This window comes from Streptomyces sp. S6 (assembly GCF_054880855.1).
In genome coordinates, this window is sequence record NZ_JBTYMC010000086.1 from 1 (window position 1) to 24,405 (window position 24,405).

The window sequence follows — 24,405 nt, forward strand, 5'->3', positions numbered from 1 at the left end:
CGGCGCTGGCCGGCCGCCGGGACGACCGCCAGCGCCCCGGGCACGAGCGGTACGACACCCTCGGCTACCTCCCCGCCGGCACCCGGGGTGTGTGGGGCTCCGTCTCCACGACCCTGGAATACGCCGTCGCCGACCACGCGCTGGCCCGCCTCGCCGAGCGCCTCGGCGACCGGGACGCCCACGACATGCTGTTGAAGGCGTCAGGGAACTGGCGGAACCTCGTCAACCCCGCCACCGGCTCCGTCCAGCCCCGCGCGGCGGACGGCACCTGGCCCGCGTACGACCCCGCGCAGACCGCCGAGTACGTCGAGGGCAACGGCGCGCAGTACGCGTGGCTGGTCCCGCACGACCTGCCGGGCCTCTTCGCGACGATGGGCGGCACGGACGCCGCGACCGCCCGGCTCGACACCTTCTTCACCGAGCTCAACGCGGGCCCGCACAAGCCGTACGCCTACCTCGGCAACGAGCCGTCCTTCGGCACCCCGTGGGCCTACGCCTACGCGGGCCGCCCCGACCGGGTCCGGGACACCGTCCACCGCGCGCTGGCCGCCCTGTTCGGGGACGGCCCCGCCGGTCTCGTCGGCAACGACGACCTCGGCGCGCTCTCCGCGTGGGCGGTGTGGGCGAGCATCGGCAGGTACCCCGACATCCCGGGCACCGGCCACCTCGTCCGCACCACCCCCGTCTTCACCTCGGTCGCGGTCCACAGAGGCTGACGTCCGTCAGGCCTCGCCCTGCACGTGGAAGTACCAGCGGATGCCGAACTTGTCGACGACACCGGCGGCCTGGTCGCCGCCGGCGGTGTCGCGCAGCTCGAAGTGGACCGTGCCGTCGCCCGAGGAGAGCGCGTCCGACAGGCGCTGGGCCTCCTCGGCGTCGTCGACGACCAGGAGGATCGAGTGACCGCCGTGGTCGATCGGCTCCAGCATCACGTCCCCGCAGGTCAGTAACCCCTCACCGATCCGCAGCGTCGCGAAGTGCACTTTGTGGCCCAGGTCGTCGGGGACGGCGTGCTCGGCCGCCAGGTCGCTGTACCGGCTCAGGGTCTCGACCTTCGCCCCGAGGGCGGCCCGGTAGAAGTCGATGGCTTCTTCACAGGTTCCGAAGAAGTCCACGTGCGGCAGTACCTGCATGGTCGTTTCCTCTCCGCAAGGCAAGGAGAAAGGGATCAGGCATGGCCGGCCGGGACCGAGCCCGCCCAGCGTATCGACCGTAAGCGAACAGGCCGGGGCGGAGTTCGAGAGGTGGTATTCATCCGGCCAACCCGCAGGTGAGTGACCGGAGTTGCGGACGTGAAAGGGACCGGCGGCGGTCGGTGTACGGGATTCGGCCGAACGTGTACAGCTTCTTGTTCGAATTGCGGGGGCCCGTTCGGCGACCTTACGTTGTCGAACATGCTGACGATCGGACTGAACGGAAACTTCTCCCCCGAGAACTCCGATATCGTGCCCGGTCTGCGCGAGTACATGTACCACGACGCCGCTGCCGCCCTGGTCCAGGACGGCGTACTGATCGCGGCGGTCGAGGAGGAACGGCTCAACCGGATCAAGCACACGACGAAATTCCCCGTCAACGCCGTGCGCGCCTGCCTCGAACTGGCCGGCGCCACCCCCGCCGACATCGACGCGGTCGGCTACTACTTCCCCGAGCGGTATCTCGACCTCATGCTCAACGGCCTCTACGCCGACCATCCGGCCGTACCGCTCGGCTACTCACGGCAGTTGACCAGGGCCCGCCTCAAGGAGGCCCTGAACTGGGACCTCCCCGACGACAGGCTCGTCCACGCCTCGCACCACCGCGCCCACGCCCTGTCCGGCCTCACCCGCTCCGGAATGGCGGAGGCCCTCGTCGTCGTCCTCGACGGCATGGGCGAGGATTCCTCGGGAACCGTGTTCGGCGCCACCGGCGGCGAGTTGGAACCCCTCACCAAGTTCGCCATGCACAAATCCCTCGGACTGTTGTATCTGAACGCCACCAGGCACCTCGGTTTCCGGTTCGGCGACGAGTACAAGGTGATGGGACTCGCCCCCTACGGAGACCCCGCCGCCTTTCGTGACGTGTTCGAGTCGATGTACACACTCGGCCCGGACGGGGATTACGAATTCCCGCCGCACGCACTGGCATTCGAATACGTGACCAACATGTTCTTCTCCCGCGGAATGCCGCCCCGCCGCTCGTTCGAATCCCTGGAGCAGTGCCACAAGGACTTCGCGGCGGGTCTCCAGGAAATGCTGGAGAAGATCGTCCTGCACGTGCTGGCGCACTGGAGTCGGTCCACCCGGCACACCCGGCTCGTGTTCAGCGGTGGAGTCGCCCACAACTCCAGCCTGAACGGCGCGATTCTGCGCTCGGGACTCTTCACCGAGATGTTCGTCCACCCCGCCTCCCACGACGCGGGCACGGCGGAGGGCGCCGCGCTGCTGGCACAGGAGTCGCTGACGGGGACGGTACGCCTCAAGGAACGCATGCGCGGCGCGAGCCTCGGACCGGCCCTCGGCAGCGCGAAGGACGTCGAGGAGAAGGTCGCGGCGTGGAGCGGGCTCGTGGAGTACGAGCGCCCGGACGACGTCGTCGAGGAGACGGCCCGGCTGCTCGCCGGGGGCGCCGTCGTCGGATGGGCGCAGGGGCGCTCGGAGTTCGGGCCGCGCGCGCTCGGCCACCGCAGCATCCTCGCCGACCCGCGCCCCGCCGGGAACCGGACCCGCATCAACGCGATGATCAAGAAACGGGAGAGCTTCCGGCCGTTCGCGCCGATGGTCGTCGCCGAAGCCGCCGACACGTACTTCGACCTCACCGACACCACCGCGCACCACGACTTCATGTCGTTCGTCGTGGACGTGCGCCCCGAACACCGCGAGCACCTCGGCGCGGTCACCCACGTCGACGGCACGGCCCGCGTCCAGACCGTCGACCCCGAGACGAACCCCCGCGTCCACCGCCTGATCACCCGCTTCGGCGCCCTCACCGGCACCCCGGTCCTGCTCAACACGTCGATGAACAACAACGCCGAGCCGATCGTCCAGAGCGTCGAGGACGTTCTGACCTGCCTCCTGACGACGGACCTGGACTGCGCCGTCGTCGACGACCTCCTCGTGCGCAGACGGCCCGGATTCCTCGCCGCCCTCGACAGCCTCGTCCTCACCTTCCGGCCCGTCACGCGGCTGGTCAGGACGGTCGGGCCGGGAGGCGCCGTCAGCCACGAGATCCTCCTCGACTACGCGACCGGGCCCCGGGCCGCCGTGTCTCCGGAGCTGTTCGCGGTGCTGGAGAAGGCGGACGGCACCAGACCGGTCGGTCCGCTCGCCGAAGAGACCCGCACCGAACTGCACGCCCTGTGGCAGCAGCGATTCTTCACCCTCACTCCAGCTTCCTGAAGGGAACCGCATGCACAACGCCGAATACCTGGAGCTGGTGCGAACCCCCTCCGGCCGCGAACACCACTACGCCCGCGTCGTCGACACCTACTACGCGCAGGTCACCGACGTCTGCCGCGACGTCTGGTCCGACTCCTTCCACCTCGCCTGGTTCGCCGAGGGCCAGCAGCTCCACGAGGCCCAGCACACGATGCAGCGCCGGCTCGCCGACCAGGCCGGTTTCACCGCCGGGAACCGGCTCCTCGACGTCGGCTGCGGCATCGGCGGCCCCGCCGCGACCGTCGCCGAGCACACCGGCGCCGAGGTGACCGGCGTCAACATCTGCGGACACCAGATCGAGGTGGCGCGTTCGCTGCACGCGGGGAACGAACGGCTGACGTTCGTCGAGGCCGACGCGATGAACCTGCCGTTCGAGGCAGGGGAGTTCGACGGGGTCTTCTCCATTGAGGCCCTGTGCTACGCCCCCGACAAACGGCGCGTCTACGCCGGGATCGCCGAAGTCCTGCGCCCCGGCGGCGCGTTCACCGGCGCCGACTGGTTCTGCGCGGACGGCCTCTCCGACGCCGAGTACGCGCGCTGGGTGGAGCCCATGTGCCAGGGCTTCGCCATCCCGCACGTCATTCCGTTCGGCGAGCTGAAGGGGTACCTGGAGGAGGCCGGGTTCGACGTCGAGTCCGTGTCCCGGTACGACGACCACGGCGACACCGGGCCCAACTGGGCGCCGGCGGCGGCAAGTTCGTCCGAGCCGGGCACGGACCTCACGGCGGACGGCTTCGAGAACCTCCTCGCGAGATCGCTGCCGGCACTGCGGGACGGCTGCCTGGCGGGGAAGATCGTCATGGGCTGCTGGGTCGCGCGCAGGCGGGACGACGACACCGTACCCGGGAGCGACCGCGCATGACCGGTCCCGCACCCGTCTCCGCCCCCGGCGCCCTCCCCGTCCTCGGCCACGCCCTGCCGCTGGCCCGGCACCCGCTCCCCTTCCTGGCCTCCCTCCCCACCCACGGCGACCTCGTCCGCATCAAGCTCGGACCCGTGCCGTTCCATGTCCTGTGCGACCCCGACCTCGTCCACCAGGTCCTCCTCGACGACCGGACGTACGACAAGGGCGGCGCGATCTTCGACCTCGTCCGGACCGTCGCCGGCAACGGCCTCGCGACCTGCCCGCACAAGGAGCACCGCCGCCAACGCCGCCTCCTGCAACCGGCGTTCCACCACGAACGCCTCCCCGGCTACGCGAAGGTGATGTCCTCGGAGATCACCGCGATGCTCGACGGCTGGACGGAGGGCCGTGAACTCGACGTCCTCGCGACGATGAACGAGCTGACCGCGAACCTCGCGACACGCACCCTGTTCGCCGCCGAACTCGACGACGAGACGTTCGCGGAACTGCGGCTGTGCATGCACGACGTGATGACCGGCATGATGCGCCGCATGCTGCTGCCCTGGTCCGTGCTGAACCGGCTGCCGACCCCGGGCAACCGCCGCTTCCACCGGGCCCGCGCACGCCTGCGGCAGTACGTCGCGCAGCTCACCGACGACTACCGGCGCGCGGGCGTCGACCACGGCGACCTGCTGTCCATCCTGCTGGCCGTGCGCGACGACGAGGGACGGGGGCTCGGTGAGGACGAACTCCACGACCAGGTCTTCACGTTCTACCTCGGCGGCAGCGAGACGACCGCGCCCCTGCTGTCCTGGGCGCTCTACCTCCTCGGCCGCCACCCCGGCATCCGGGAGCGGCTGCACACCGAGGTCGACACGGTCCTCGCCGGACGGGTCGCCACGCACGACGACCTCCCGGACCTGGAGCTGACCCGGCGGGTCGTGATGGAGACGCTGCGGCTGTATCCGCCGGGCTGGCTCTTCACGCGCGTCACCACACGGGCCGCCGAACTCGCCGGGCACCGGCTCCCCGCCGGGTCGATCGTCATCTACAGCCCGCACATCGTGCACCACCGCGCCGACCTCTTCCCCGACCCCGAGCGCTTCGACCCCGACCGCTGGGGCCACGACGCGGGACGGCCGGCGCGCGGGGTGTTCACGCCGTTCGGCAGCGGCGCCCGCAAGTGCATCGGCGAGGTCTTCGCCCTGACCGAGGCGAGCCTCGCCCTCGCCTCGATCGTGGCCCGCTGGCAACTGGACCCCCTTCCCGGGGCGCACGCCCGCATGGCGCCCCGGCTGTCGTCCACACCGCGTTCGCTGCCGATGTCCCTGCGGGAGCGGACACCCAGGTGAGACACGTCAGCCGGAAGGTGCGCTCACCACCCCACCGGCATCTCCCGCAACCCCCGCAGCGACATCCGCGACCGCCACACCGGCTCCCCGGCGAGACGCAGCCCCGGCAGCCGCGTCAGCAGCGCGCGCAGGGCCTCCTGGATCTCCAGCCGGGCCAACGCCGAGCCGGGACAGTAGTGGACGCCGTGCCCGAACCCCAGGTGCTGGTTGGCGGGCCGGTCGAAGTCGAGGGTGTCGGGGTCGGCGAAGCGCTCCGCGTCACGGTCCGCCGAACCCACCGAGACGACGACGGGCTCGCCCTCGCGGACCAGCGTCCCGCCGACCTCGACGTCCCGGGTGGCCCAGCGGGCGGCCAGGGCGCCGCCCCGCAACGGCACGTACCGGAGCAGCTCCTCGACGGCGGCCGGGATCAACTCGGGCTCGGCGCGCAGGCGTTGGAGCTGCTCCGGGTGCTGGAACAGCGTGTACAGGAAGGCGGGGATCGACGTGGCGGTGGACTCGTGACCGGCGATCAGCAGGCCCACGCACTGCTCGAACAACTCGTCCTCGGTGAGCCGGTCCTCGTTGTCCCGGGCCGCGATGAGCGCCGTCATCAGATCGTCCCCGGGCCGCGTCCGGCGCTCGGCGACCAGCTCCGACATATAGGTGTGGAACTCCCGCAGGCCGGCCTCGGCGTCCCGCGCGCTCACCTCGCTGGACACGGCGTCGTCGCTCCACTTCCGGAAGCGCGGCAGGTCCGCCTCCGGTACCCCGAGCAGCCGGCAGATCACGGTCACGGGCAGCGGCAGCGCGAACGACTCGACCAGGTCGGCGGGTTGCCCGGCGGCCACCATGCCGTCCGCCAACCCCTCGGCCAGCGCCCGCACTTCGGGCCGCATCCGCTCGATGCGCTGCACGGTGAACGCCGCCGCGAGCAGCCGCCTGAGCCGGGTGTGGTCCGGCGGATCCATCGCCAGCAGGCCCCGGTTGACCTGGTGCGGCGCCTCCCGGGGTTCGTCGTTGACGGCGCAGGCGGCCCGGCTGAACACCGGGTCCCCGAGGACGGTCCGCGCGTCCGCGTACCGCGTCACGAGCCACGCCGGTCCGCCGTAGGGCAGCCGCACCCGGCGCAACCCCGCACCCCGGCGCGCTTCTTCGTACCGGTCGGACAGTTCCAGACCGGGGCCTTCGTTGAACGGGTACGCGGCGGGTGCGGACATGCGGGGGCTCTTTTCGTGTCGACGGCAGGACGCGGACGTACCCGTAGCCGACCCGCCCCGCGCGCCCCGGCCCGGCGAAGTATCCATACGGCGTCAGCAATTCACCCTGACGGTGCCTCTCCCGAAGGGCGGCGTTTCGGCCGCCGGGCGCGGGAGACAGGAATCCGGACAGCGACCCGAGCGGAGGACAGATGACAGAACCGGTGACAGCGCGGCCCGTGGCCGAGGACGTCGGGCGGATGTACGACCGCATGACCGTCCTCGCCGCCGATCTCACGGGCGGCGACGGCTTCAACGCCCACCTCGGCTACTGGGACACCCCGGACAGCCCCCTCACCTACGACGAGGCCATGGACCGGCTCACCGACGTCATGACCGACCGGCTGCGCATCGGCGCCGGGTCCCGGGTCCTCGACGTCGGCTGCGGGGTCGGCGCCCCCGCCCTGCGGATCGCCCGCCGCACGGGCGCCGGGGTCACCGGCATCTCCGTCAGCCGTGAACAGGTCGAGCGCGCCGACCGGTCGGCCCGGGACGCCGCGCTCACCGGCCGGGTCGTCTTCCAGCAGGCGGACGCCATGCGGCAGCCGTACGCCGACGCCACCTTCGACGCGGCCTTCGCCCTCGAATCGATGCCCCACATGCCCGACCGGGCACAGGCCCTGCGGGAGGTCCGACGGGTGCTGCGGCCCGGCGGCAGACTCGTCCTCACCGACTTCTTCCGGCGCCCCGCCCACACCGGCGACACCGGCGCCCTGTGCACGGAGATGGGCTCCACCCTCGCCGAACTCGACGGCTATCCCGCCCTGTTGAGAGCGGCCGGACTGGAGTTCGTGGAGCTGCTCGACATCAGCGACGAGACCGTCCCGAGGTCGTTCGCCCTCCTCGCGGAGCGCGCGCGGGCACTGGACCTCGCGGACGACGACGTCGAGGCGCGCTGCTACTTCGACCCGCAGGCCCTGATGGATCCCGCCCTGCTCGGCTACCTCCTGGTCGTCGCCCGCCGGCCCCTCGCGTCGTGACACGGCTGCCGTTCGACCTGGCCGGCCCGCTGCGGATCGCCCCCCGACTGCGCGAACTCCAGGCCGAGGGCACCGTCCACCCCGTGCGCACCGCGATGGACGACCCGGCCTGGCTCGTCACCGGACACGCGCAGGTCCGGCGCCTCCTGGACGACGACCGGCTCGGCCGCACCCACCCGACCCCCGAGACGGCCGCCCGCACCGACGAGACCCTCTTCAACGGCCTGCTCGGCGACTTCGCCACCGAGGCCGCCGACCACGCCCGCATCCGCGCCCTGCTGCGCCCGCACTTCTCCCCCCGGAACATGCGCGCCCTGCGCCCCCGCGTCGAGGCCCTCACCGCCCGCCTCCTCGACGACCTCACCGAGCACGGCCCGCCCGCCGACCTGCACACCGCCCTCGCCGAACCCCTGCCGATCCTGGTGATCTGCGAACTCCTCGGCGTCCCCTACGAGGACCGCGACCGCTTCCACACCTGGACCGCCGACGCCGCCACCCTCGGCGACCCCGGCCGCGCCCAGCGGGGCATGCTCGAACTCTTCGCGTACGGGCACGAGTTGGTGGCCCGCAAACGCGCCGAACCCGGCGACGACGTGCTCTCCCGGCTGGCCGCGACCGACGGCGTCGGCGACGACGAGACCGCCGGCCTGTCGATGGCCCTGCTGTTCGCCGGGCACGAGACGACGGTCGTCCACATCGGCCTCGGGGTGCTCCTGCTGCTGGCCCACCCCGAGCAGTGGCGGGCGCTCGTCGCGGACCCCGGGCTGATCCCCGGCGCCGTCGAGGAGATCCTGCGCGCCTCGACGACGGGGGCGGGCGGCGGCATCCCCCGGTACGCGCGGGAGGACCTGGAGATCGACGGGACCGCCGTGCGCGCCGGGGACCTCGTCCTGCTCGGCAACAGCGCCGCCAACCACGACCCGGACGCGTTCCCCGACCCCGACGCCCTCGACATCACCCGGCAGGCCGGCGCGCACGTCACCTTCGGGCACGGCGGCCGGTACTGCCTGGGGGCGCCGCTGGCCAGGCTCGAACTCCACGCGGTCCTCACCCAACTCACCGAACGTCTCCCGGAGTTGAGCCTCGCCAAGGCCCCGGAGAGGCTGACGATGCGTCAGGACAGCGTCACCGGTGGGCTGGCCGAACTGCCGGTGCGGTGGTGACGCCGGTGCGCAGGCAGCTCAAGCTGTTCAGGGACGGCAGAGGGGCAACTCCCGCCCAGGAGGCGGAACTTCCCCTCCCCGAAGGCTGGTTCTGCGTCGGCTTCGGGCACGAGATCCGGCCCGGCGCCGTACTGACCCGCAGACTGGGGGAGGAGGACGTCGTCCTCGCCAGGGGCGCGAGCGGGGCGCTGCGCGCGCTGCGGCCCCACTGCCCCCACCTCGGCGCGCATCTCGGGGTGATGGGGGCCGTGTCGGGGGAGGAGATCGTCTGCGGGTTCCACCGGTTCACGTTCAGCCTCGACGGGCCCTGCCTGCGGACGCCGTACGGGCGGGCGGCGCCGAGGGCCGCGCTCGGGACGCTGCACGTGCGGGAGACCGGAGGGCTCGTCCTGGTGTGGCTCGGCAGCGGTGCTCCGGGGTGGGAGCCGCCCCGCATCCCCACCGCCGGCTGGCAGCGGCCCCGCGCACGGACGTACGAAGTCGCCAGCCACCCCCAGCAGATGACCGAGAACGTCATCGACTTCGGGCATCTGGAGCAACTGCACGGCGCGACCCTCGCGACGGAGCCCGAGGCGTCGTTCGACGGGCCCGTCTGCACGGGCGGATTCCAGGTCGTCCGCACACTCCCGAGGCTCGGGCGGGTGACGGCGGAGTACACGTTCGCCGTGCACGGTCTCGGACTCACCGTCATCGAGAGCGCCCTGCCCTTCAAGGGGTCTTTCGCGGGTGCCCGGACGAGGTTCTTCGCGCTGCCCACCCCGGTCGGCGCCTGGCGGAGCGAGTTCCGGTTCGCCGCGACGGCCACGACAGCGTCGTCCGGCCTGGCGGGCGTCCTCGCGGCACGGCTTCTTCGGGAGGTGTTCTACGCCGTGCACGCCGCAGGGAGCCTTCCCGACCTGCCGGTGTGGCAGTACCAGCGATACCGGCGCACACCCCGGCTCGCGGCCGGGGACGGCCCGATCGGCCGGTACCGGAAATGGGCCGAGCAGTTCTACCCCGCTGAAGGGCCGCGTCCCGCAGAGTAGTTCCCGTCCGCCGAGCACCAGGAGGCCGTCATGCCGTTCACCCCCTGCATCAGCGTCCGCAGCACCGCCGACAGCATCGGCTTCTACCTGAGTCTCGGCTTCGACGTCGACTCCAGCCTCGCCCGGCCCGGCGACGACGTCCACATGCTCCTGTACCAGGGCGAGTTCTGCGGGCTGATCCAGAGCAACGCCGACCTCGGGGAGTGGCTGCCGCAGCTCGCCGGAGCCCCGGTCGGCATGGCCGGGGTGCTGTATCTGACCGTCGACGACTTCGACGACTTCTACGAGCGGGTGCGCTACAAGGCCGGTGCGATCAAAGGGCCGTTGACGGACGACCTGGGGCAACGGGTCTTCTACTTCCGGGACATCGACAAGTACGTCATCGGCGTCCACGACCGGGCGACCTTCCGGGCGAGTGACCTGGCGCGGTACGCGTGACTCACAGGAGGCAGGCCATCAGGCTGCGCGTCTCGACGTTCAGGTAGTAGCCGAGACGCATCAGCCGGTTGAGCAACCCCAGGGACATCCAGCGGTAGTTGGGCGGCGCGTCGACCGTCAGGCCCTCCGGGATCCGCACCACCAGGTGCCGGGTGTCGGCGTTCTGGAACCGGCCGCCGTCCTCCGACTGCACCGAGTCCACGACCGTCCACGCCGGGTCCCGGTCCAACAGCCCGGCCAGCGGCGGCAGATCCTCAAGACCCCGGTAGCTGCCCGGCGTCAACTGCACGGTCGGCGCCAGCTCCACCCGGTCCGTCGCACCCGGCTGGGCCATCGCCTGCACGAGGAACTGGAGAGTGCCGTCACGGAGTTGGCAGACGAACGCCGCGACGTTGCCCGGGTTCGGCCGCAGCATCGGCTGCGTCCACGAGGCCACCTCACGGCTCGTCGCCCCCACCGACAGGCCGATGATCTGGAAGTACCGGCCCTCGACGTGCCGCACGCTGTGCCCGTCGCACACCCACCCCGGCATGTCACGCAGGCTCATGCGCCGCACATCGAGGTCGAACCGCGCCTTCTGGTCGATGAGCCACGTCATCGCCGAGGCGACGTCCGCGTCCGAGGTCTGCCGCTGATGCGACAGGACGACGGCGTCGTCGTCCGCCGAACCGCCGTGCGACGCGTACGTGATGGACGACAGGACGGTCCGCGCGTTCATGTTCACCCGGTCGCCGAGCGCCAGCATCCGCCGCAGCTGACCCAGCGTCAGCCAGGTAAACTCCTTGCCGACGGGCACCTCTTCGTCCGGCGGGATCTCCACGATCATGTTCCGGTTGCGCTTGTACAGGTACCAGGAGGAATGCTCGGACAGGAGCTGGTCGAAGACGACTCTCCGGCCGCCCGGCCGCAAGAAGTAATCGAGATACGGCGTCGCCCGGCCGCCGTGCACCCGCTCGTAGTTGCTCGGCGTCGCCTGCACCGTCGCCGAGTACTGCACCAGCGCGGTGTTCCCCGGCTCCATCTTCGCCTGCATCAGAAAGTGCAGGACACCGCCGATCCGCTTCACCAGGATCCCGAGGATCCCGATGTCGGGCTGCACGATGATCGGCTGGCACCACTGCGGTGTCGTACCGAACGTGGTGCGCACGGCGAGGCCCTCCACCGTGAAGAAACGGCCCGACGCGTGTCCGAGATGCTCACCGAGCCGCCAGTTGGTGAGGGAGTCCAGCGGGATCTGCTCGACCCGGAACGACGACGCGGCGGCCCGCTCGCGCAAGAACGCCTCCGGGTCCGGGGTGAGTGGCGTCCCGGCGGTGCGCACCGAGGACAGGAAGTCCCGCGCGCCGGTGATCAGAACCGACATGCGTCCGCCCCCTCCCGCAGCGCACGCGCCATGCGTTCCAGACCGGCGGCCGGGGCCAGCGGCTCGAAACCGACCAGCGAGCGCAGCAGCGACGCGTCCACCACCAGGCTCCCGGTGTCCGTCCCCGCGCTCGGCCCCGCCGCCACGGGGATGTGCCGCTCCGTCGCCGCCGACACCAGCTCCACCACCTCCGCGACCGAACACCCCACCCCCGAACCGACGTTGACCGTCCCCGGCAACTCCCCGCGCAGGCCCACCAGATCGAGTACGGCCCCCGTGAAGTCGTCCACGTGCAGGAAGTCGCGGCGCTGCTCCCCGGTGCCGTGCAGGACGAACGGCTTGCCGGTCAGCGCGCAGCGGAACGCCGCCGACACCACCCCCTGGCCCCGCGCCTCCGGCAGCAGCCTGCCGTACACGTTGGAACAGCGCAGCGCCGTGCACGACAGGCCGTGCACCCGGCGGTAGAAGTCCAGGTACTCCTCGGCGGCCAGCCGCGACATGCCGTACGGGGAGACGGGCCGCGCGGGATGGTCCTCGGTGCGCGGGCCGGTGCCCGGCGCGTAGACGCCGCCCGCCGACGACAGGAACACGATCCGGGTGCCGGGGCCGAGCGAGCGGACCGCCTCGCACACGTTCACCACCAGCGACAGCGTCTCCACCACATCCGCCTCGGGCTCGTCCCCCGACGGCACCGGGAACCGCCCCCCGGCCGCGATCACGACGGCGTCGGCGCCCCGCCCCAGCACGGCCGGCAACTCCTCGGCGCCGCCCCCGAGTACGAACCGCACCGACGACGTCTCACCCAGCCCGAACGGGTCCGAACGCCCGATCACGGTGACGTCCAGGCCCCGGCGCCCAGCCCCCACGGCGAGGGCACTGCCCAGAAACCCGGCCCCTACGACGGCGATCCGTGTCATGTTCCACGCTCCTCTTCTCCCCCTCATCCGTTCTCCGTCCGGCGCGCGAGGACCCCGCCCGGGCGGACTTGTAACCCGTGTGTCGCAGCGCCGCCCCCGATGTGAACTCGACCGGCCTAATCGAATGCGTGATCGGATGCGGGGCCGGGAAAGGTCGGGGGAAGGTCGAGGGAAGCCCGACCGGGCCGCACCGCACCCGCTCAGGCCGCACCACAACGGAGAACCCCGAGATGCGCATCGTCCTCGCCGTCCTGCCCGTGACGGCGCACCTCAACGCGGTGATCCCGCTGGCCCGCGCCCTGCGCGACGCCGGGCACGAGATCGTCGTCACCGCCGACCTCGGGCCCGAACGGGACGCCGCCCGGCACATCGAGGACGCCGGCCTGACCGCCGTACCCCTCGGCGCGGCGGGCGACATCTCGCCGGTGCGGCCCGGCGAGCACAACGACTCCGGGTTCCTCGCGATGGACCCGGACGACCCCGACGACCGGCGCTGGTCCGGGTTCCACGAGGCACTGCGCTTCCTGTGCACGCAGGTGTTCGCGCCGGACGTCCCGCTCGGCGAACGGCACGGCCTGCTGCGGAAGCTGGTCGCGTTCACCGGCTCCTGGCGGCCCCACCTCGTCCTGTGGGACATGCTGATGTTCCCCGCCCCCGTGGCCGCCCGCCGCTGCGGCGCCGCCCACGCCCGGCTCGTCTGGGGCGCCGACACCGTCGCCCTGCTCCGCGACCGGCTCGGCGGAGCGGACGCACGCGACCCGGGCGCCGACTGGCTAGCACCCCTACTCGCCCCGTACGGACTGGAGTTCACCCCCGCGACCCTCCTCGGCGACTGGACCGTCGACCTCGGCCGCCCCCACCCCCGCCCCGCCCGCACCACCACCCTCCCCGTCCGCCGCGTCCCCTACTGCGGCCCGACCCCACTCGACCCGCACCTCACGAAGCCACCCGCCCGCCCCCGCGCCCTCCTCACCCTCGGCATGACCCGCCGGCAGATCGGCGGCACGTCCGGATTCCCGCTCCCCGGCTTCCTCGACGCCGTCAGCGGCCTGGACGTCGACCTCCTCCTCGCCCTCCCCGGCGGCCTCGGCCCGCTCCCGGCCAACGCGCACGCCGTCGGACACGTTCCCTTCGACCGGCTCCTGCCCACCTGCTCGGCGATCGTCCACCAAGGAGGCCGAGGCACCTTCACCACGGCCGCCGCCTGCCGGGTGCCGCAGATCGTCGTCCCGCAGCCGCTGTGGGACGAGACGGCCACCGCACGCCAAGTCGCCGAATACGGCGCGGGGTTCGCGTTCGGACTCGACGGACTCGACGGCGCCGACCTCGGCAAGGCGCTCGCCCGCGTCCTCGACGAACCCGCCTTCCAGGACGGCGCCGACCGCCTGCACGCCGACTACCTCGCCGACCCGCCACCCCAGGAGTGCGTGGCCCGCATCGAGGAGCTCACAGCGCTCCACCTCGCCTCATGAGCGGCGCCCACCACCTCGTCTGCCCGGCGGGGATCCCCAACTACGGGGACGAACTCATCGCGGCGACCTGGCTGCGCCACCTCGCCGAGACCGCGCCGGACACGGACGTCGTCGTCGACTGCCTGTACCCCGAGACGGCCGCCGCGCACCTGACCGGCATCCACCCGCGCGCCCGCTTCACCGACGTGCTGTGGGGGCTGTGTCTGGAGCACTGGGAGGAGCGGGATCCGGCTGTCGTCTGCGCGGGGGTCGCCGAGGCGGCGCGGGCGGCCGGACCGGCCGGTGCGCGGGTGATCCATCTGGTCGGCGGCGGGTTCCTCAACGCTCTGTGGCCCTTCTTCACCGGACTGCTGGCGGGGATCGTCACCGCCGCCGAGACCGGCGGGGCGCGCATCGCCGTGACCGGGCAGGGGCTGTGGCCGCCCGCCGACGAGACCGGGCTCGTACGGTCCCTGCTGGACCGGTTCGACGTCGTCGACGTGCGGGACGCGCCGTCCGCCGGGTACGCCGGGGCCGTCGCCACCGCCGACGACCTGTTCCTCGGGTTCGGGGAGCACCTGCTGCGGGCGGGGGACCAGGCGCCGGAGGTCATGGTGAGTGTGCAGTCGCTGACCGCCGAGGGGGCGGCCGGGGAGACGGTCCGGTGGGTCGGCGAGATGCTGCGGGGGTGGGGGGTGAGGGGGGTGGGGCTGCTGGAGTGCTCGCCGGACGCCGACCGTGAAGTCCTGGCGCTGGCCGAGGAGTTGCTGCCCGTCGTGCGCCGGTACTCCCTCGCCGACGTCCTCGCGCATGGGCTGCCCGCCCGGCCGGGGCAGCGGTGGATCAGTACGCGGTTCCATCCGCATCTGGTGGCCGCTGCGGCGGGCGCGAGCGGGGTGGCGCTGGCGGTGCGGCCCGACTACTACGGCACCAAACACCGTTCGCTGATCGAAGGGGGGTCGGGGTGGCGGCTGCTGGAGAAGGGGGAGATCCCCGAGGAACCCGGCGGCGGGGGGTACCGCGCCGAGCGGCTGGCGGAGTTGCGTGCCGTGAAGCTGGCGGTGGCTCGACGGATCTACGGGTGACGGTATGGAACTGCTGCTGATCGGGCTCTCGCGGTTCGCCCGGCGCCGGGTGCTGCCCGCAGCCGAGGGGATCGCGGGGATCACCGCCGTCGATGTCGCGAGCCGGCACGCCGTGCCGGGGGAGGTGTCCGGCGTGCGTGCGGTGTACGGCCACTGGCGGACTGCGGTGGCATCGAGGGCGCCGGGGCTGGCGTACGTGTCGCTGGTCAACAGTGAACATGCCGTCGCCGTACGGGAGTTGCTGGAGCGGGGGTGGCATGTGGTGGTCGACAAACCGGCCCGGCTGGACGCCGGGGTGGTGGAGGTGGCGCGGCGGTCGTCGCTGGTGCTCGCGGAGGCGACCTGTCACGCGTTCCACCCGCTGTTCGACGTCGTGCGGGAGTACGCGCTGGATGCGACGAAGGCGGTGGCCGTGTTCACCCCGCCCGTACCGGCCGACGACTTCCGCCACGACCGCGCGCGAGGCGGTGGCGCCCTCCTCGACACCGGTCCCTATCTCGCCTCCCTCGGGCGGGTGTTGTGGGGGCTGGTGCCCGAGGAGGTGAGCGTGCTGGTGGGGGAGCGCGGGCCGGACGGGCTCGACCTCTCCTACAGCGCGCTGGCCCGGTACGCGGGAGGACGGACCGCCGTCGGGCACTTCGGGTTCACCAGCGTCTACCAGAACACGCTCCAACTGCTGGGCGGACGTGGGGTGACGCGGGTCGAACGGCCCTTCTCGGCGCCGCCCGGCCTGGAGGTCGAGGTGACGGTGGACGACGCCGGGGGACGGCACGTGCGGCGGGTGCCGCCGGCCGACAGCATGCGGATCTTCCTGGAGCGGGTCGTGGAGGCCGTCCGCACGGGGTCGCGGGAGTTCGACGGGCCGCTCCTCGACGACGCCAGGACCTTGGAGCGGCTGATCCGGGCGGCGCGGTAGTCAAGCGGGTCGGCCGGGTGGGTAGACCTTCACGGGTTCACCGACGGCGGCCGGCCAGTCGCACTGGCCCCAGGGACGCGAGCGGGGATCGAAGATCAGGCCCGGGGAACAGGACTGGAGACGTGCCGCGCCGCCCCGGCACTCCACGTACTGCTCGTCCTGGTGGCCCGGCGCCGAGTAGTTGCCGTCCGGGGCGCCCGCGCAGTAGCCCTCCGGGAGTGCTGCGGCGACCGACGGGGAAGCGGTTCCCAGAGTGAGCAGGAGGGAGCCGAGGGCGGTGGCACAGAGCGTGCGGATCTTCATGCCGGGACAACGACTTCACGCTCCGGACGTCACCCGGTCGCCGGACACGGGGACGCGGTCCGCCCAGGCGCCCATCGCTTCGAGGACCTCGCGCAGCCCCTCGCCGAGCGGGGTGAGGCGGTACTCGACGCGCGGCGGGATCTCCGCGTAGGTGGTGCGGACGACGATGCCGTGCGCCTCGAACTGACGCAGCCGGCTGGTCAGGGTGTGGGGGCTGATACCCGGGAGGGAGTCGCGCAGTTCGGTGAAGCGGTGCGGGCCGCGCAGGAGTTCACGGACGATGAGGGTGGCCCAGGGGCCCTGGAGGAGGGTGAGGAAGCGGGCGACACCGCACTCGGGAAGGTCGGACATTTTCCGAGGGTAGCCCAATGGTGCAGTTGATGTAACTGGTGCACCGCGTGCACTAATAGCGCCATGACCTACGTGATCCACGGCGCCACCGGCGCCCAAGGTGCCCCCGTCGTCGCCGCCCTCGCCGCCGCGGGCAAGCCCGTGACGGCCCTGACCCGGAGCGCCGACACCGTCGTGCCCGGCGCGAAGACGGTCGTCGCCGACTTCTCCTCCGCCGCCGCGCTGACCGCCGCCTACCAGGGGGCGGCCGGGGTCTTCGTCCACCTGCCCATGACCTCGGAGGACGAGCGCGGCACCTACGCGGCCAACATCCTCACCGCCGTCCGCGAGGCCCGCCCGGAGCGGGTCGTGTTCTCCACCAGCGGCGCACCCGCCTTCGCGGGAGCCGTCGCGGAGCTTGTCGTCGGGCTCGCCGACAGCGGGGTGTCCCACGCGGTGATCGAGCCGGTGCTGTACCTGGAGAACCTGCTCATGCCGCACGTCGCCGGGTCGGCCCGCGAGCGCGGTGTGCTGCCCTACCCGATCCGCGCCGACTTCCCCGTCTCCTGGGCCTCCCACCTGGACATCGCCGACGCCGTCGGCGCCCTCTTCGAGCGGACCGACGTCACCGGCACGGTCTCCGTCGGCCAGTACCCGGCGATCACCGGCCCCGACCTCGCCGAGGCGTTCGCCGCCCGCCTCGGCCGTGACGTCGTCTTCGCGCCGATCACCCCCGAGGAGATGCGCGCCGCGATCGCCCCCCTCATCGGCGAGGGCCCGGCCGAGGGCGTCGCCGGCCTCTACCAGGCGATGAGCACCCTGCCCGGCCGTCCGATCGACCCGGAGACCTCCGCGCAGAAACTCCTCGGGATCACTCCGCGTACGACGGCGCAGTGGCTGGCCGACATCGCCTTCTGAGAACTCGTCCGCCCTGGCGGCCACGAGGCGTGGCCGACAGGGCGTCTTTTCAAGGGCCGTCAGCGTTCCTCGGGGCGGGCGTCCGCCGGGACCGCCGACGGGCGGGCGCAGTCGCCGGACACCTCGACGGAGGCGCCGCTCTCGGCCGCCGCGAGCAGCGACTCCATGATGTCGAGGACGTGGTAGGCGAGTTCGCCGTCGGCGCGGTGCGGTTCGCCCAGCGAGACGGCACGGGCGAGGTCGGCGACCCCGTAGCCCCGGGAGGCGCCGAGGTAGCCGCCGAGAACCGGGAGTTCCTCCCACTCCTGGGCGCCGGCCCGCAGCAGCCTGACCGGCCCGTCGAAGTGGTTGGGGTCGGGCACGGACAGGGAGCCGTCCGTGCCGTGGACCTCGATGCGGGGGAGCGTGCTGCCCCACACGTCGAAGCTCATCACCAGCGTGGACAGGGCGCCCGAGCGGTGTTCGAGGACGCCGGTGACATGGGTGGCGACCTCGACCGGGAACCTCGTCCCGGCCCGGTACCCCTGGCCGATGAACCGCTCGGCCAGCGGCGCCGAGGACATGCCGACGACCCGGCGCACCGGCCCCAGCAGCGTCACCAGCGAGGTCAGGTAGTACGGGCCCATGTCGAGGAGCGGCCCGCCGCCCGGCTGGTAGTAGAACTCCGGGTCCGGATGCCAGCGTTCGGGCCCCGGGGTGACCATGAACGCGCTCGCCGAGACCGGCACCCCGATGTCCCCGCCGTCCACCGCCGCACGTGCGGTCTGCACACCGGTGCCGAGGACCGTGTCCGGCGCGCACCCGATCCGGACGCCCGCCTCGGCGGCGGCGTCCAGCAGCGCACGGGCGGCGGGGGTGGTGGTCGCGAGGGGCTTCTCGCCGTAGACGTGCTTGCCGGCTGCTATCGCCGCGTGGGCGACCGTCGCGTGGGCGGCGGGGATCGTGAGGTTGAGGACGAGGTCGACGTCCTCGGCGTCGTACAGCTCGTCGAGGGTCGCCGTGCGGGCGCCGGGGACCTTCTCGGCGGCGGCGCGGGCGCGTTCCGCGTCGAGGTCGGCGACGGCCGTCAGGCGCAGGTTCTTCAGCTCCGCGAGGGTCGTGAGGTAGGCGTCGCTGATCTTGCCGGCGCCGACCAGGCCGACGCGGAGCGCGGGGTACGGGGTCTGCGGGTCCGGGGTCAGCGGGTCGCCCATGTCATGCCCTTCGTGATCATCGAGTGGACCTGGGGAACGGCCAGGTCGTCCAGGGTGTGGCCGATCGCGCACACGAACACCCGGCCCGCACCCCAGGAGCGGGTCCAGGTGACGGGGACGACGGTCCCGGCGAGTTCGGGGTGCTCGGGGTCGTCGAGGTAGTCGGTCACCGCGAGGACGTCCACGGCCGGGTCCATGTGCAGGTAGTACTGCTCGGTCGTGACGAGGAACGGGGTGATCCCCTCGACGACCGGATGGCCGGCCGCTCCGGGCAGCGGTCTGACCTGGTAGGTGGAGTGCTCCTCGGGGTGGTGGACGAACTGGCCGCCCGTCATCAGCTGGTAGCGCGGATCGGCGCGGAACGCGTCCACGATCCCGCCGTGCCAGCCCGCGAACCCCGTTCCCGCGCGGACCGCCCGGGACAGGCCGGACATCTGGTCGCGGCTGATCTCGCCCATCGTCCAGCACTGCACGATCAGATCGGTGCCGGCGAGGAGGTCCTCGTCGAGGTAGCTGTCGAGGGAGCCGGAGACGGTGACCTGGTACCCGGCCTCCTTGAGGTCGGCGGCGAACAGGTCGCCGGCCTGCACCGGGGCGTGTCCCTCCCAGCCGCCACGGACGACGAGGGCGTGCTTGACGGCCACGTCAGCCCTCCTTCAGGCCGCTGAGGAAACCGAGGCTCTTCGCGACCGGGTCGAGGATGTCCCCGTCGAAGTCGTCCAGTTCGACGACGCGCAGCGCTGTCGCCGGTGCGGCGGCGAGGATCTCCTCGACCGGGAGCACGCCGTCGCCGACGGCCACCTGGGCCTTGGTGTTCAGCGTGCGGTCCCCGTCCTTGACGTGCAGGGCCGCGACCCGGCCGCCGAGCCGGCCCAGCAGCGCCGGGACGTCCGCGCCGCCGACGGCCGCCCAGTACGTGTCGACCTCCAGGACCACGTCGTCCGCCAGACGGTCGGCGAGGATCTCCAGGCCGTGCACGCCGTCCTGCTTCAGTTCGAGTTCGAAGTGGTGGTTGTGGTAGCCGACGGTGAACCCGTGGTCGGCGGCCTCGACGGCGGCCCGGTTCAGCTCCTCGGCGAGGCTCTCGATGCCGTCCCGGGTCTGCCAGCGGGCGGGGTCGACCATCGGCACGATGAGCGTGCCGACGCCGAGGCGTCGCGCGGCGGCGTAGACCGTGGGGCGGTCCTCCGACAGCAGGGGCGCGTGCGCGGTGGGGGCGGACAGGCCGTGCGCGGTCAGCGCGTCCGATATTCGCTCCGCCCGGTGGACGAAACCGTAAGGCTCGACGGTGGTGTAGCCGATCTCGGCGACGCGGGCGAGGGTGCCTTCCAGATCCTCTTCGAGGAGGGAGCGGAGTGTGTACAGCTGGAGGGATATGTCACGGTTCGGCATGCGGCTCCTCAACAGTGTTGATCTGCAAGGAGGTTCACACGAACCGGGGGTCCGGCGACAGAGGCACTCCACATGCCGGACCCCGGCGGGACGCCGTCACCAGGAGTGGGCGACGTCCACCACGAGCCGTCCGTCGAACTGGAGGACCCGGAACGGCAGCCGGGCGCGGACGCCGAGGCCGAACTGGGTCTGCCCCTCGAAGCTGCTCGCGTACACGACGTCCCGGAAGGCCGGGTACCCGGCCGGGTCCGGGGTCGTCCCGGGGTAGGTGGGGGTGCCGGTGTCCGGGTCGTACGCCGGTGCGCGGACGACGACTTCGAGGATCGCGCCGCCGCGCACGGGGATCGGGTCGCCGGTCGGGTCCTGGATCAACCGGTCGACGTACCGGACCGTGTACCCGAGGCTGCTCGCGGAGGCGCCCGGGACGTCGATCACGAAACGGTCGTAGCAGTCGTGCGTACCGATCCGGACGCCCGTGACGGACTCCCCCGACGTGCTGGACCAGTTGTTCTTCGGCAGGCTGCCCCAGCCGGCCGGACAGGCGACGACCGCCTGACCGGGAGCGTTCGTCGCGGCCAGGGCCGGCATCGCGGTGGCGCCCAGCGCCGCGGTCGTCAGCGCGGTGACCGCCCAGAAGGTTCTGTGTCGTAACACTTTCTTCCCCCAAGAGTCGAGTGTCTTGTATGGGGTGAGACTCCGGACTTGACCGGAAGGTTGCGCTCCTGTGGGGAGTTGTTGGTCGGCGGGGTGCCTCGGTCAGGACGCCGAAGTGCGCCTGTCCCGGCGGGCCTTGAGCAGTGCGCCCAGCGCTCGCGCCGGTGGCGGGCTCGCGGAGCCGCGCAGGAGGCGGGTACCGCGCCGCAGGGCGGCCTCGGCCGTGAGCAGCTCGATCCGGACGAGGGTGCCGAGCAACGGACGGTAAGGGGGTGGGGCCAAGTCGGGGAGCTGAGCGGCCTGCCGGAGGATGTCGCGGGCCGCCGTGATCTCGTACTCGATCAACGACCGTACGGTGGCCGGGAACCGGAACGCCGCGAGGTCGTCCGGCGTGAGGCAGAACCGCTCCAGTGTCCCGGAGGGAATGCCGAGCCGCCCCTCGCGGAGGTCCTCGGCGAGGTCGTTGACGAAGTCCAGGCGCTGGCTGCCGTCGATGAACGTCCGGCAGGCGGCCCGGAACGCACGGTCGTCGCCCTCGGGGCTCACCAGGGTCGCGACGAGCATGAACGCGGGGAGCACGTAGGCGTCCACGTACGCCTGGTAGTCGGCCTCGTCGGTGAAGCCGGCGAACTCCAGCTCGGCGGTGGCGGTGGCGAGATACGCCTCCACCGCCTCCCGCATCCGGGGACGGACGGCGACGGTGTGGGCCATCGCCCGCAGCAGGGGGTCCCCTGCGCTTCCCGTCCGCAGCGCGTCCCGCACCTGCCGCTCCCAGCCGGCCCACGCCGCCGCACGCCGGTCCTTCGGGCCGGTGTCCAGGAGGTTGTCGCCGTGGTGCATGAACGCGGTCGCCGTGATGGCGTGCGGAAGCACGGACGGCGGCAGCAGCAGCCGCGTCGCGAGGTAGGCGGTGCGCCGGTATCGGGCGACCGTCCGCCGCTGTCCGCCGAAGTCCCGCCGCAGCCCGGCCTCCTGTACACCCGCCGCGTCCAGACTCCGTCTCCATGTGCTCACCCGGTGATCGTAAGGGTGGGGCTGCGGGGAACCGCGCCGGGGCCGGTCAGCCCGTCATCGAGCGGTACATGCCGATCGACCCGTGCGCGGCGGTGTCGGCGAAGCCGAACTTCTCGTAGAGGAAGCGCGCGGGCCCGTCCGCGATCAGCGAGACGTACGCGGTGGCGGGCGCCCGGCGCTCCAGCTCCTCGACGAGCGCGGCCATGATGCGCTTCCCGAGCCCTCGCCCCTGGTGGGCGGGGTGCACGCAGATGTCCACGATCTGGAACGCGGTGCCGCCGTCGCCGATGATCCGGCCCATGCCGATGGGGTCGTCCTCGTGATGAAGGACCACGCCGTACCACGTGTTGGGCAGGGCGAGCGCGACCGCTTCGGGTGCCTTGTCGGAGAGTCCGGCGTCGGTGCGCAGGCGGCGGAAGGTCTCGACGGAGGGGGTGCCCGCGCGCAGCATGTAAGGGTCGGCCGTGTGGTTCATGGGTTACATGTTAAGTCGCGTGCGGCCGAACGCCCCCTCGGGGGGTGCTCGGCCGCAGGGGTCACTTGGCGGTGTCGAGGTCGGCCAGGGCCTGGGCCCAGCGGGCGTACTTGAGGTTGGCGAGGTCGGCGACGGTCTTGATCCCGAACGCCTCCTTGAGGAGGTCGCCCTGCCGGTCGGAGACGCCCTTGAGCGCGGCCACCGGCGCGGCCATGATCTCCGGGAGGGGCTTGTCCGCCCACGCCTTGTCCAGCACCTTGCTCAGGTCGATCTCGGCCATGTCTCCTCGTTCCGTCGTGACGTTCTGTCGTGCGGGGTAGATTCTCTACAGACGGTGTAGAGCATAGGTTCGCCGGAGAGGGTTTCGAGCGCCTTCTTGGTGATCTCTTTGGAAACGTCCTGAAAGTGCCGTATGCCCCGTCCGGTCAGGTGCTTGCGGAGTGGCCTGTGCGTATGCGGTGAAGGGGCTGTGTCTGGTCCTGGCGATCGGCAGGCAATGAAATTCCCCGCACAGGTTGAAACGCGGCCCCCACGATTAAAGGGTCGTTCTCGGGACGATGAGAATTCCCTTGAACAGGGGTGATTCGGACGGCCCGGCCCGGAGCGTGCCGAACACTGCTGTGCATGGCAACGACAGCCCCCTCCGAACGGCCCCCCTCCGACCGGCCCGCCCACGCCCGCCCGGCGCTGGCGGCCCTCGTCCTGCTCGCCGCCGTGCTCTACACGTGGGGCATCGACCACAGCTCGTACCACGCGTTCTACGCCGACGCCGCGCGCAGCATGTCGGAGAGCTGGAAGGCGTTCTTCTACGGCTCCTTCGACCCCGGCAACTCCATCACGCTCGACAAACTCCCCGGCTTCCTGTGGCCGCAGGCCCTCTCCGCGCGGATCTTCGGATTCCACCCCTGGTCACTGGTCCTGCCCCAGGTCGTCGAGGGCGTGCTCAGCCTCCTCGTCCTGCACCGCCTCGTCTCCCGCTGGGCCGGCGTGAACGCGGCCCTCGTCGCCTGCACGGCGTTCCTGCTGACACCGGTGTCGGTCGGCCTGTTCCGGACGGCGGTGGAGGACCCGGCGTTCACGCTGTGCGTGCTGCTCGCGGCCGAGGCGACGCAGCGGGCGGCGAAGGACGGACGGCTGCGGCCCCTGCTGATCGCGGGGGTCTGGGTCGGCGTCGGCTTCCAGAGCAAGATGCTGGAGGCGTGGGCGGTGCTGCCCGCGCTGGCCGTGGTGTACCTCGTGTCGGCGCCGATCCCCCTGCGCCGCAGGGCGGTTCACCTCGGGGTGTCCGCCGTGGTGATGACGGCCGTGTCGCTGTCGTGGATGGTGGCGGTGACGCTGGTGCCGGCGAAGGACCGGCCGTACGTGGACGGGACGACCGACAACTCCGCGTTCAGCATGGTGGTCGGGTACAACTTCCTGAACCGGTTCTCGGCGCTGGGGATCAGTGCGGCGTCGACGGGGAGTGTGAGCGGGACACAAGGGGGTGGCGGGCACCGGGAAGCCGATGCTCGGCGAGAGGGTGCGGGTGCGGGTGTGCATGTCGGTGCGGATGCACGTGCGGATGCGCGCGGGCGTGCCGCCTTCCCCGGGGGTGCCGGTCAGGACGGCTGGGGCAAGATGTTCGGCGCGTCGCTCGCCTCGCAGACCGGCTGGCTGTATCCGTTCGCCGCGATCGGCGCGTTCTGCGGGCTGCTGTGGAGCAGGGGCCGGCCCCGGACGGACCGGACTCGTGCCGGGTTCCTGCTCTGGAGCGTCTGGCTGGGCACGTTCTTCCTGGTCTTCAGCGCGGGGAGCGTGGGCGGTCACACCTACTACATGGGCGTGATCGCGGTACCGCTGGCCGCGCTCGCGGGTGGCGGGACCGTCGCGATGTGGCGTGCGTACCGGGCCGGCGGGCGGCGGGCCGTGGCCCTGCCGGCGGCTGTCGCGGTGACGGCGGGG

At 72.1% G+C, this 24,405-nt stretch carries 26 protein-coding genes; 13 read left to right on the forward strand and 13 right to left on the reverse strand.

What is annotated here, in order from left to right:
* The coding region (locus tag ACVNF4_RS14790) for a glycoside hydrolase domain-containing protein (RefSeq protein WP_461803256.1) at nt 1-716 on the forward strand (716 nt) is incomplete at its 5' end.
* Between the two features lie 6 nt (nt 717-722).
* Here the strand turns inward: ACVNF4_RS14790 and ACVNF4_RS14795 are convergent.
* The gene (locus tag ACVNF4_RS14795) at nt 723-1,133 is read right to left on the reverse strand and encodes a VOC family protein (protein ID WP_461803257.1); all 411 of its coding nucleotides are present in this window, start codon (nt 1,131-1,133) and stop codon (nt 723-725) included.
* A gap of 261 nt (nt 1,134-1,394) precedes the next feature.
* Here ACVNF4_RS14795 and ACVNF4_RS14800 point away from each other — a divergent pair, with 261 nt between their 5' ends.
* Genes ACVNF4_RS14800 through ACVNF4_RS14810 form a run of 3 tightly spaced genes read left to right on the forward strand, consistent with a single transcriptional unit; the run spans nt 1,395 to nt 5,609 of the window.
* On the forward strand, nt 1,395-3,374 hold the full coding sequence (locus ACVNF4_RS14800) for a carbamoyltransferase family protein (RefSeq protein ID WP_461803258.1): 1,980 nt from the start codon (nt 1,395-1,397) through the stop codon (nt 3,372-3,374).
* 10 nt (nt 3,375-3,384) lie between these two features.
* Entirely contained in the window at nt 3,385-4,275 is an 891-nt protein-coding gene (locus ACVNF4_RS14805) for an SAM-dependent methyltransferase (protein ID WP_461803259.1), read from the forward strand.
* The gene (locus ACVNF4_RS14810) at nt 4,272-5,609 is read left to right on the forward strand and encodes a cytochrome P450 (RefSeq protein ID WP_461803260.1); all 1,338 of its coding nucleotides are present in this window, start codon (nt 4,272-4,274) and stop codon (nt 5,607-5,609) included. Before ACVNF4_RS14805 ends, ACVNF4_RS14810 begins: the two co-directional genes overlap by 4 nt.
* Nucleotides 5,610-5,632: 23 nt before the next feature.
* On the opposite strand, the gene ACVNF4_RS14815 is transcribed toward ACVNF4_RS14810, so the two are convergent.
* The gene (locus ACVNF4_RS14815) at nt 5,633-6,808 is read right to left on the reverse strand and encodes a cytochrome P450 (RefSeq protein WP_461803261.1); all 1,176 of its coding nucleotides are present in this window, start codon (nt 6,806-6,808) and stop codon (nt 5,633-5,635) included.
* 191 nt (nt 6,809-6,999) lie between these two features.
* Here ACVNF4_RS14815 and ACVNF4_RS14820 point away from each other — a divergent pair, with 191 nt between their 5' ends.
* From ACVNF4_RS14820 to ACVNF4_RS14835, 4 genes are read left to right on the forward strand one after another with little or no spacing between them, the layout of a single operon-like run.
* Nucleotides 7,000-7,827: an SAM-dependent methyltransferase gene (locus ACVNF4_RS14820; RefSeq protein WP_461803262.1), complete on the forward strand. Its 828-nt coding sequence runs from the start codon at nt 7,000-7,002 to the stop codon at nt 7,825-7,827.
* Nucleotides 7,824-8,990 carry a cytochrome P450 gene (locus ACVNF4_RS14825; protein ID WP_461803263.1) on the forward strand — a complete coding sequence of 389 codons (1,167 nt, stop codon included), beginning with the start codon at nt 7,824-7,826 and terminating at the stop codon, nt 8,988-8,990. Before ACVNF4_RS14820 ends, ACVNF4_RS14825 begins: the two co-directional genes overlap by 4 nt.
* A gap of 5 nt (nt 8,991-8,995) precedes the next feature.
* Nucleotides 8,996-10,015 carry a Rieske 2Fe-2S domain-containing protein gene (locus ACVNF4_RS14830; protein WP_461803264.1) on the forward strand — a complete coding sequence of 340 codons (1,020 nt, stop codon included), beginning with the start codon at nt 8,996-8,998 and terminating at the stop codon, nt 10,013-10,015.
* Nucleotides 10,016-10,045: 30 nt separating this feature from the next.
* Nucleotides 10,046-10,453, forward strand: a complete 408-nt coding sequence (locus ACVNF4_RS14835) for a VOC family protein (protein ID WP_461803265.1) — start codon at nt 10,046-10,048, stop codon at nt 10,451-10,453.
* A gap of 1 nt (nt 10,454) precedes the next feature.
* Here the strand turns inward: ACVNF4_RS14835 and ACVNF4_RS14840 are convergent, their stop codons facing one another.
* On the reverse strand, nt 10,455-11,816 hold the full coding sequence (locus ACVNF4_RS14840) for an NDP-hexose 2,3-dehydratase family protein (protein WP_461803266.1): 1,362 nt from the start codon (nt 11,814-11,816) through the stop codon (nt 10,455-10,457).
* Nucleotides 11,804-12,733: an NAD-dependent epimerase/dehydratase family protein gene (locus tag ACVNF4_RS14845; RefSeq protein WP_461803267.1), complete on the reverse strand. Its 930-nt coding sequence runs from the start codon at nt 12,731-12,733 to the stop codon at nt 11,804-11,806. The genes ACVNF4_RS14840 and ACVNF4_RS14845 overlap by 13 nt, the downstream gene beginning before the upstream one ends.
* Before the next feature lie 230 nt (nt 12,734-12,963).
* Here ACVNF4_RS14845 and ACVNF4_RS14850 point away from each other — a divergent pair, with 230 nt between their 5' ends.
* The 3 genes from ACVNF4_RS14850 to ACVNF4_RS14860 are packed head-to-tail and all read left to right on the forward strand — an operon-like array spanning nt 12,964 to nt 16,185.
* Complete coding sequence (locus tag ACVNF4_RS14850; protein ID WP_461803268.1) at nt 12,964-14,205, forward strand: nucleotide disphospho-sugar-binding domain-containing protein; 1,242 nt, start codon at nt 12,964-12,966, stop codon at nt 14,203-14,205.
* Nucleotides 14,202-15,269 carry a polysaccharide pyruvyl transferase family protein gene (locus tag ACVNF4_RS14855; protein ID WP_461803269.1) on the forward strand — a complete coding sequence of 356 codons (1,068 nt, stop codon included), beginning with the start codon at nt 14,202-14,204 and terminating at the stop codon, nt 15,267-15,269. Before ACVNF4_RS14850 ends, ACVNF4_RS14855 begins: the two co-directional genes overlap by 4 nt.
* Nucleotides 15,270-15,273: 4 nt before the next feature.
* Nucleotides 15,274-16,185 (forward strand): Gfo/Idh/MocA family protein, encoded by a 912-nt coding sequence (locus ACVNF4_RS14860; protein WP_461803270.1) that lies wholly within the window; start codon nt 15,274-15,276, stop codon nt 16,183-16,185.
* Here the strand turns inward: ACVNF4_RS14860 and ACVNF4_RS14865 are convergent, their stop codons facing one another.
* Nucleotides 16,186-16,488, reverse strand: coding sequence for a carbohydrate-binding module family 14 protein (locus tag ACVNF4_RS14865; protein WP_461803271.1), 303 nt, complete (start codon nt 16,486-16,488; stop codon nt 16,186-16,188). It lies immediately after the preceding gene.
* A 15-nt stretch (nt 16,489-16,503) separates the two neighbouring features.
* Nucleotides 16,504-16,839, reverse strand: a complete 336-nt coding sequence (locus tag ACVNF4_RS14870) for a winged helix-turn-helix transcriptional regulator (RefSeq protein WP_461803272.1) — start codon at nt 16,837-16,839, stop codon at nt 16,504-16,506.
* Between the two features lie 63 nt (nt 16,840-16,902).
* Here ACVNF4_RS14870 and ACVNF4_RS14875 point away from each other — a divergent pair, with 63 nt between their 5' ends.
* Nucleotides 16,903-17,736 carry an NmrA family NAD(P)-binding protein gene (locus tag ACVNF4_RS14875; RefSeq protein WP_461803273.1) on the forward strand — a complete coding sequence of 278 codons (834 nt, stop codon included), beginning with the start codon at nt 16,903-16,905 and terminating at the stop codon, nt 17,734-17,736.
* A 59-nt stretch (nt 17,737-17,795) separates the two neighbouring features.
* Here ACVNF4_RS14875 and ACVNF4_RS14880 read toward each other — a convergent pair whose 3' ends face one another.
* From ACVNF4_RS14880 to ACVNF4_RS14910, 7 genes are all read right to left on the reverse strand, one after another.
* Nucleotides 17,796-18,929 carry a Gfo/Idh/MocA family protein gene (locus tag ACVNF4_RS14880; protein ID WP_461803274.1) on the reverse strand — a complete coding sequence of 378 codons (1,134 nt, stop codon included), beginning with the start codon at nt 18,927-18,929 and terminating at the stop codon, nt 17,796-17,798.
* A complete protein-coding gene (locus ACVNF4_RS14885; protein WP_461803275.1) occupies nt 18,914-19,573 on the reverse strand; it encodes a ThuA domain-containing protein in 660 nt (219 codons plus the stop codon). The genes ACVNF4_RS14880 and ACVNF4_RS14885 overlap by 16 nt, the downstream gene beginning before the upstream one ends.
* 1 nt (nt 19,574) lies before the next feature.
* Complete coding sequence (locus ACVNF4_RS14890) at nt 19,575-20,321, reverse strand: sugar phosphate isomerase/epimerase family protein (RefSeq protein WP_461803276.1); 747 nt, start codon at nt 20,319-20,321, stop codon at nt 19,575-19,577.
* A gap of 96 nt (nt 20,322-20,417) precedes the next feature.
* Complete coding sequence (locus ACVNF4_RS14895) at nt 20,418-20,975, reverse strand: AMIN-like domain-containing (lipo)protein (protein WP_461803277.1); 558 nt, start codon at nt 20,973-20,975, stop codon at nt 20,418-20,420.
* A 102-nt stretch (nt 20,976-21,077) separates the two neighbouring features.
* Nucleotides 21,078-21,989 (reverse strand): phytoene/squalene synthase family protein, encoded by a 912-nt coding sequence (locus tag ACVNF4_RS14900; RefSeq protein ID WP_461803278.1) that lies wholly within the window; start codon nt 21,987-21,989, stop codon nt 21,078-21,080.
* A 46-nt stretch (nt 21,990-22,035) separates the two neighbouring features.
* Nucleotides 22,036-22,464, reverse strand: coding sequence for a GNAT family N-acetyltransferase (locus tag ACVNF4_RS14905; RefSeq protein WP_461803279.1), 429 nt, complete (start codon nt 22,462-22,464; stop codon nt 22,036-22,038).
* Nucleotides 22,465-22,525: 61 nt separating this feature from the next.
* Entirely contained in the window at nt 22,526-22,744 is a 219-nt protein-coding gene (locus tag ACVNF4_RS14910; protein ID WP_461803280.1) for a hypothetical protein, read from the reverse strand.
* A gap of 344 nt (nt 22,745-23,088) precedes the next feature.
* On the opposite strand from ACVNF4_RS14910, the gene ACVNF4_RS14915 reads away from it, so the two are divergent.
* Nucleotides 23,089-24,405, forward strand: a 1,317-nt coding sequence (locus tag ACVNF4_RS14915; protein ID WP_461803281.1) for an ArnT family glycosyltransferase, incomplete at its 3' end; no start/stop codon positions are given.

Coding starts and splice junctions, on each gene's coding strand:
- ACVNF4_RS14880 (WP_461803274.1), bottom strand. CDS start 18,929: ATGGGCGACCCGCTGACCCCGGACCCGCAGACCCCGTACCCCGCGCTC.
- ACVNF4_RS14815 (WP_461803261.1), bottom strand. CDS start 6,808: ATGTCCGCACCCGCCGCGTACCCGTTCAACGAAGGCCCCGGTCTGGAA.
- ACVNF4_RS14865 (WP_461803271.1), bottom strand. CDS start 16,488: ATGAAGATCCGCACGCTCTGTGCCACCGCCCTCGGCTCCCTCCTGCTC.
- ACVNF4_RS14835 (WP_461803265.1), top strand. CDS start 10,046: ATGCCGTTCACCCCCTGCATCAGCGTCCGCAGCACCGCCGACAGCATC.
- ACVNF4_RS14860 (WP_461803270.1), top strand. CDS start 15,274: ATGGAACTGCTGCTGATCGGGCTCTCGCGGTTCGCCCGGCGCCGGGTG.
- ACVNF4_RS14890 (WP_461803276.1), bottom strand. CDS start 20,321: ATGCCGAACCGTGACATATCCCTCCAGCTGTACACACTCCGCTCCCTC.
- ACVNF4_RS14870 (WP_461803272.1), bottom strand. CDS start 16,839: ATGTCCGACCTTCCCGAGTGCGGTGTCGCCCGCTTCCTCACCCTCCTC.
- ACVNF4_RS14795 (WP_461803257.1), bottom strand. CDS start 1,133: ATGCAGGTACTGCCGCACGTGGACTTCTTCGGAACCTGTGAAGAAGCC.
- ACVNF4_RS14910 (WP_461803280.1), bottom strand. CDS start 22,744: ATGGCCGAGATCGACCTGAGCAAGGTGCTGGACAAGGCGTGGGCGGAC.
- ACVNF4_RS14800 (WP_461803258.1), top strand. CDS start 1,395: ATGCTGACGATCGGACTGAACGGAAACTTCTCCCCCGAGAACTCCGAT.
- ACVNF4_RS14905 (WP_461803279.1), bottom strand. CDS start 22,464: ATGAACCACACGGCCGACCCTTACATGCTGCGCGCGGGCACCCCCTCC.
- ACVNF4_RS14840 (WP_461803266.1), bottom strand. CDS start 11,816: ATGTCGGTTCTGATCACCGGCGCGCGGGACTTCCTGTCCTCGGTGCGC.
- ACVNF4_RS14805 (WP_461803259.1), top strand. CDS start 3,385: ATGCACAACGCCGAATACCTGGAGCTGGTGCGAACCCCCTCCGGCCGC.
- ACVNF4_RS14850 (WP_461803268.1), top strand. CDS start 12,964: ATGCGCATCGTCCTCGCCGTCCTGCCCGTGACGGCGCACCTCAACGCG.
- ACVNF4_RS14855 (WP_461803269.1), top strand. CDS start 14,202: ATGAGCGGCGCCCACCACCTCGTCTGCCCGGCGGGGATCCCCAACTAC.
- ACVNF4_RS14810 (WP_461803260.1), top strand. CDS start 4,272: ATGACCGGTCCCGCACCCGTCTCCGCCCCCGGCGCCCTCCCCGTCCTC.
- ACVNF4_RS14820 (WP_461803262.1), top strand. CDS start 7,000: ATGACAGAACCGGTGACAGCGCGGCCCGTGGCCGAGGACGTCGGGCGG.
- ACVNF4_RS14875 (WP_461803273.1), top strand. CDS start 16,903: ATGACCTACGTGATCCACGGCGCCACCGGCGCCCAAGGTGCCCCCGTC.
- ACVNF4_RS14845 (WP_461803267.1), bottom strand. CDS start 12,733: ATGACACGGATCGCCGTCGTAGGGGCCGGGTTTCTGGGCAGTGCCCTC.